Genomic DNA, 6,040 nt, shown 5'->3' on the forward strand with positions numbered 1-6,040 from the left:
TATGGATATACAGGCATTAAAGCAGGAACAGACGACGCGTGCGGCGGAAGTGGTACGCGCTGATGATTTTGACGTAATGCCACCGCGCTATATCGCCGGGGCGGACGTGGGGTTTGAGCAGGGCGGCGAGGTCACGCGCGCCGCGCTGGTGCTGTTGGAGTATCCGTCGCTGAAGCTTATTGAGCATCGCGTCGCGCGGATAGCCACCACCATGCCTTATATCCCCGGCTTTCTCTCGTTTCGCGAATATCCCGCTCTGCTGGCCGCCTGGGAGCAGCTGGAGCAAAAACCCGATCTGCTGTTTGTCGACGGTCAGGGCATCGCGCATCCGCGCCGTCTTGGCGTCGCCAGCCACTTTGGCCTGCTGGTGGATGTGCCGACTATTGGCGTGGCGAAACGCCGGCTATGCGGCAAGTTCGAGCCGTTAGGCGACGAGCCGGGCTCCCGACAGCCGCTGATCGACAAAGGCGAGCAGATTGGCTGGGTGCTGCGCAGCAAAAAACGCTGCAATCCGCTGTTTATTTCGCCGGGCCACCGCGTCAGTAACGATACGGCGCTGCACTGGGTGGAGACCTGCCTGCAGGGCTACCGTTTGCCGGAACCGACGCGCTGGGCCGATGCCGTGGCGTCCAACCGGCCCGCTTTCGCCCGTCTCGGCATCCCGCTATAACGGTGTGAGGCGCCGGCTTTTCGGTTACACTGCGGCCCGCGCACTTTTGTTTAAGAGATCCCAACATGTTACGTAATCCGATTCACCTGCGGCTGGAAAAACTGGAAAGCTGGCAGCACGTTACTTTTATGGCCTGCCTGTGCGAGCGCATGTATCCCAATTACTGGGCTTTTTGCCGCCAGACCGAGTTTGGCGACGGCCAGCTTTATCGTCGTATTCTCGATTTGGTCTGGGAAACGCTGCTGGTGAAAGATGCCAAAGTGAATTTTGACTCGCAGCTGGAAAAGCTGGAAGAAGCCATTCCGGCGGCGGAGGATTACGATCTGTACGGCGTTTATCCAGCCATCGACGCCTGCGTCGCGCTGAGCGAACTGCTGCATTCCCGTTTGAGCGGTGAAACCCTGGCGCACGCTATTGCCGTCAGCGAAGCTTCAATCACCTCTGTAGCGATGCTGGAAATGACCCAGGCCGAACGTGAAATGACCGAGGAAGAGCTAAAAGCCAATCCTGCCGTTGAAGAGGAATGGGACATCCAGTGGGAGATTTTTCGCCTGCTCAGCGCCTGTGAGGAAAGGGATCCAGAACTGATAAAAGGACTGCGTTCTGACCTGCGGGAATCAGGGATTAGCAATATCGGTATAAATTTTCAGCAGTAAGGCGATAAAACGTGACTTCAGGCCTGATTTGTAGCGCCTTAAGGCTTCACATTCGCCCCCAGTCTGGTCTACATTTGTGGGGCTGAAAAAAGTGGCTATCGGTGCGTGTATGCAGGAGAGTGCCAGAAACTGGTTTTTCCCTCGCACTCGATGCTTAGCAAGCGATAAATACACTGTAAGGATAACTTATGAACAAGACTCAACTGATTGATGTAATTGCGGACAAAGCGGACCTGTCTAAGACCCAGGCTAAAGCTGCACTGGAATCCACTCTGGCTGCGATTACTGAGTCTCTGAAAGAAGGTGATGCTGTACAACTGGTTGGTTTTGGTACTTTTAAAGTTAACCACCGTGCTGAGCGTACTGGCCGCAACCCGCAGACCGGCAACGAAATCAAAATTGCAGCTGCAAACGTACCGGCATTCGTTTCTGGTAAAGCTCTGAAAGACGCTGTTAAATAATCGACAGTGAAAAGTTTTAAACAGGGGGGCGTTAAGCCCCTTTTGTTAAGGCTTTTTAGCTGTTTCTGCCAGGACAGCTTGTGACGCTTTTCTCTCGTTCCCTTTTGCCGTTCCTGCTGCTGTTAGCAGGCTGTAGTTCACGGCAGATGCCTGATTTTACCGCCAGCGGCTATCTTGCCGATCGCGGCGCCGTGCGTATCTGGCGCAAAACGCCTTCCCCACAGTCAACCCATCTGCAAACGGTCTATACCCCTTTTACCGAGCCGGTAACGGAAACCACGGACTACCAGTGGCAAGAGGGCAAACTGATTTCTGTTGAACGCAAAATCGTGGGCGCAAATCCTGAAAGCGTGACGCTACGCTTTGACCAATCCGGTCGCCTGAGCTTTATGCAGCGCCAGCTGGCGAATCGACGGGAAGCGCTGACGGCTGATGCTATCGCGCTCTACCAGTTTGATGCCGGACGTATGCTGACTATCAGCGACGATTTGCTACGCGGACGCGTAAGGCTATTACAGGGAGAGTGGATGCCTTCGGGCGCGGTCAGGTTATGCGGAGGCGGTAAGGCTTCGCCTGGCTTCGACAGCAACGCAGTGCGTTATATCACCCAGCATCAGCAGGGATCGGGTGAACCGCTCAGCATTGCCTGGCTGGAAGCGCCGGGCGGCACGCAGCTGCTGCTGGCGACGCCGGAAGACCTTTGTCAGCAACAGCCGCAGGCCGACAGCTTTTAATCGGCTGCCAGCTTGAGAGAGAAGGGGACAGTGCTGCCCCCTGAATCACTCTTATTTACGCCCGATAGCGCGGTAGCCGATATCCGTGCGGCAGAAGCTGCCATGCCAGGAGATGTGCTTAGCCAGCTCGTAGGCATGTTTTTGCGCCGCCGCGACATCTTCGCCCAGCGCGGTCACGCATAATACGCGTCCGCCGTTTGTCACCACCAAATCGTCCTGCATTTTGGTTCCGGCGTGGAAAACCTTACCGTCCGGCGTCGCTTCCAGCGGCAAGCCGTGGATCTGGTCGCCAGTGGCGTAATCGCCAGGATAGCCGCCCGCCGCCAGCACCACGCCCAGCGAAGGACGCGGATCCCAGACGGAGTCTTTGCTATCCAGCTTGCCGTCAACGGCGGCAAGGCAAAGATCGACCAGGTCGGACTGCAGGCGCAGCATGATCGGCTGCGTTTCGGGGTCGCCAAAGCGGCAGTTAAATTCAATGACTTTCGGCTGGCCGCTGTTATCGATCATCAGGCCGGCATAAAGGAAGCCGGTATAGACGTTGCCTTCGGCCGCCATGCCGCGGACGGTCGGCCAGATAACCTCGTCCATAACGCGCTGGTGGATTTCATCGGTCACGACGGGGGCCGGCGAATAGGCGCCCATGCCGCCGGTATTAGGGCCGGTATCGCCATCGCCTACGCGTTTATGATCCTGACTGGTCGCCATCGGCAGCACGTTCTCGCCGTCAACCATCACGATAAAGCTGGCTTCCTCGCCGTCCAGAAACTCCTCCACCACGATACGGTGCCCGGCATCGCCAAAGGCGTTTCCGGCCAGCATGTCTTTAATGGCGGCTTCCGCTTCTTCCAGCGTCATTGCGACAATCACGCCTTTGCCCGCCGCCAGGCCGTCCGCCTTGATCACAATCGGCGCGCCCTTACTGCGCGTATAGGCCAGCGCGGCCTCGACGTCGGTGAAGTTCTGGTATTCCGCCGTCGGGATTTTATGGCGGGCCAGGAAATCCTTGGTGAACGCTTTAGAACCTTCCAGCTGCGCGGCAGCCTGGGTCGGGCCAAAGATCTTCAGCCCGGCCGCGCGAAAAGCATCGACTATGCCAATGACCAGCGGCGCTTCCGGCCCAACGATAGTCAGATCGATGTGCTCACGCTGTGCAAAATCCAGCAGTGCAGGGATATCGGTCGCGCCGATAGCGACGTTTTGCAACGCCGGCTCCAGCGCGGTGCCGGCATTGCCCGGCGCGACAAAAACGGTTTCCGCCAGCGGCGACTGCGAAGCTTTCCACGCCAGCGCGTGCTCACGGCCGCCATTGCCAATCACTAAAATTTTCATTGTCGGTTCCTTATTAATGGCGGAAGTGGCGCATATTGGTGAAAATCATGGCAATGCCGTGTTCATCAGCGGCGGCAATTACTTCTTCATCGCGAATCGATCCGCCAGGCTGGATAACGCAGCTCACGCCCGCCGTCGCCGCCGCATCAACACCGTCACGGAACGGGAAGAAGGCGTCAGAGGCCAGCGCGCAGCCTTCCACGACCAGACCTTCATCTTTTGCTTTGATACCGGCAATTTTGGCGGAGTAAACGCGGCTCATCTGGCCTGCGCCAATCCCGACGGTCATATTGTCGCGCGCATAAACAATGGCGTTGGATTTTACAAACTTGGCGACTTTCCAGCAGAACAGCGCATCGCGTAGCTCCTGCTCTGTTGGCTGACGTTTGGTCACGACGCGCAGCTGGCTTGCTTCCACCATGCCCAGATCGCGATCCTGTACCAGCAAACCGCCGTTCACGCGCTTGAAGTCCAGCCCGGCCTGACGCTGCTGCCACTGGCCGCAAATCAGCACGCGCACGTTCTGCTTAGCCGACGTCACCTTCAGCGCGGCTTCGCTGGCGGAGGGCGCAATAATCACTTCAACGAACTGGCGGCTGATAATTGCCTGAGCGGTCGCTTCGTCCAGCTCACGGTTAAAGGCGATAATGCCGCCGAAGGCAGAGGTAGGATCGGTTTTGTAAGCCAGCTCGTAAGCGCCCAAAGCCGAATCGCTAACCGCCACGCCGCAAGGGTTAGCGTGTTTGACAATCACGCAGGCCGGTTCGCTGAACTCTTTTACGCATTCCAGCGCCGCATCGGTATCGGCAATGTTGTTATAAGAAAGCGCTTTGCCCTGAACCTGCTGCGCCGTGGCGACCGAAGCCTCAGTCACATTCTCTTCTATATAGAAGGCGGCATCCTGATGGCTGTTTTCGCCGTAGCGCATATCCTGCTTCTTAATGAAGTTCAAATTCAGCGTACGCGGGAAGCGTCCGGCAGGCTCGCGGGTTTCGCCATGATAGGCCGGAACCAGGCTGCCGAAGTAGTTGGCGATCATGCTGTCGTAGGCAGCGGTATGCTCGAAAGCTTTAATAGCCAGATCGAAGCGGGTAGCCAGCTGTAGTGAGTTATCGTTGGCGTCCATCTCGGCAATCACCGCGTCGTAGTCGCTGCTCTTTACAACGATAGCTACGTCTTTATGGTTCTTGGCCGCGGAGCGCACCATCGTCGGGCCGCCGATATCGATATTCTCTACCGCATCTTCCAGCGAGCAGCCTTCGCGCGCCACCGTCTGTGCAAAGGGATAAAGGTTAACGACCACCATGTCGATAGGGGCGATGCTGTGCGCCTGCATGATGGCATCGTCCTGGCCGCGACGTCCCAGAATGCCGCCGTGAACTTTCGGATGCAGGGTTTTGACGCGTCCATCCATCATTTCCGGGAAACCGGTATAGTCAGACACTTCGGTAACGGGCAGGCCGGCCTCGGCCAACAGACGAGCAGTGCCGCCCGTGGAGAGCAGCTCCACACCACGCGCGGAAAGCGCCTGTGCAAATTCGAGGATACCGGCTTTGTCGGACACGCTGAGCAGAGCGCGGCGTACAGGACGAGGTTGTTGCATGAGGTTTTATCCCTTGGCTTTGGTTCGCATAGATAAGAGCGTTACATCAATCTTAGCTTTTCCCCTCCTTTATAAAGAAAGAAGCAGCGAAGATTCAGGTAACGCCCCCAAATGGGGGCCGGGATTTTTCCGGGGCATTGTAGCGAAAACGTTTGCGTGATGCTCGTCTAAATTTGTTCTTACCGCCGGATGTGGATAACTTTGTGGGTAAATGCGTATAAATAGCCCTTTTGCTGTGGAATGCAGCGAACGCGCTATTTTTCTAAAATTAGGGGTTGTCAGCCGTCGAGAACTCCCTATAATGCGCAACCACTGAGACGGCACAACGGCTTACAGGCCAGCGGCTCAGGAGGTTCAGGAAGCTGAATCGCCGGAGAAAAACTTCTGAAAAAGAGGTTGACTCTGAAGGAGGAAAGCGTAAGATACGCCACCTCGCAGTAAGTCGCCAAGGCGCTTACCGCAACGCTCTTTAACAATTTATCAGACAATCTGTGTGGGCACTCGCAGGATTGATATCAAGCGTCTCCGGACGCAAAAAAATATCAAGTCTTAAGAGTGAACACATAATGAAATTCATTATGACG

General features: G+C 56.4%; 6 protein-coding genes. 4 read left to right on the top strand and 2 right to left on the bottom strand.

Annotated elements, in window-relative coordinates; all coding sequences use genetic code 11:
* Window position 1: 1 nt before the first annotated feature.
* From nfi to QZH36_RS16165, 4 genes are all read left to right on the top strand, one after another.
* Window positions 2–670: a deoxyribonuclease V gene (gene nfi / locus QZH36_RS16150; protein ID WP_125290958.1), complete on the top strand. Its 669-nt coding sequence runs from the start codon at window positions 2–4 to the stop codon at window positions 668–670.
* 65 nt (window positions 671–735) lie between these two features.
* On the top strand, window positions 736–1,326 hold the full coding sequence (locus tag QZH36_RS16155) for a YjaG family protein (RefSeq protein ID WP_253456260.1): 591 nt from the start codon (window positions 736–738) through the stop codon (window positions 1,324–1,326).
* 188 nt (window positions 1,327–1,514) lie between these two features.
* Window positions 1,515–1,787, top strand: a complete 273-nt coding sequence (gene hupA, locus QZH36_RS16160) for a nucleoid-associated protein HU-alpha (RefSeq protein WP_017803060.1) — start codon at window positions 1,515–1,517, stop codon at window positions 1,785–1,787.
* Between the two features lie 80 nt (window positions 1,788–1,867).
* Complete coding sequence (locus QZH36_RS16165) at window positions 1,868–2,521, top strand: DUF1481 domain-containing protein (protein ID WP_369896994.1); 654 nt, start codon at window positions 1,868–1,870, stop codon at window positions 2,519–2,521.
* Window positions 2,522–2,572: 51 nt separating this feature from the next.
* Here QZH36_RS16165 and purD read toward each other — a convergent pair whose 3' ends face one another.
* Window positions 2,573–3,853: a phosphoribosylamine--glycine ligase gene (gene purD / locus QZH36_RS16170; RefSeq protein ID WP_253456258.1), complete on the bottom strand. Its 1,281-nt coding sequence runs from the start codon at window positions 3,851–3,853 to the stop codon at window positions 2,573–2,575.
* 13 nt (window positions 3,854–3,866) lie between these two features.
* Window positions 3,867–5,456: a bifunctional phosphoribosylaminoimidazolecarboxamide formyltransferase/IMP cyclohydrolase gene (gene purH, locus QZH36_RS16175; RefSeq protein WP_301730644.1), complete on the bottom strand. Its 1,590-nt coding sequence runs from the start codon at window positions 5,454–5,456 to the stop codon at window positions 3,867–3,869.
* Between the last annotated feature and the right edge of the window lie 584 nt (window positions 5,457–6,040).

It is taken from the genome of Erwinia wuhanensis, from assembly GCF_030484085.1.
GTDB lineage: Bacteria > Pseudomonadota > Gammaproteobacteria > Enterobacterales > Enterobacteriaceae > Erwinia > Erwinia aeris.

What these genes read in the sequence shown, in the direction of transcription:
- purH (WP_301730644.1), bottom strand. Translation starts at nt 5,456, where the DNA reads ATGCAACAACCTCGTCCTGTACGCCGCGCTCTGCTCAGCGTGTCCGAC.
- nfi (WP_125290958.1), top strand. Translation starts at nt 2, where the DNA reads ATGGATATACAGGCATTAAAGCAGGAACAGACGACGCGTGCGGCGGAA.
- QZH36_RS16155 (WP_253456260.1), top strand. Translation starts at nt 736, where the DNA reads ATGTTACGTAATCCGATTCACCTGCGGCTGGAAAAACTGGAAAGCTGG.
- purD (WP_253456258.1), bottom strand. Translation starts at nt 3,853, where the DNA reads ATGAAAATTTTAGTGATTGGCAATGGCGGCCGTGAGCACGCGCTGGCG.
- hupA (WP_017803060.1), top strand. Translation starts at nt 1,515, where the DNA reads ATGAACAAGACTCAACTGATTGATGTAATTGCGGACAAAGCGGACCTG.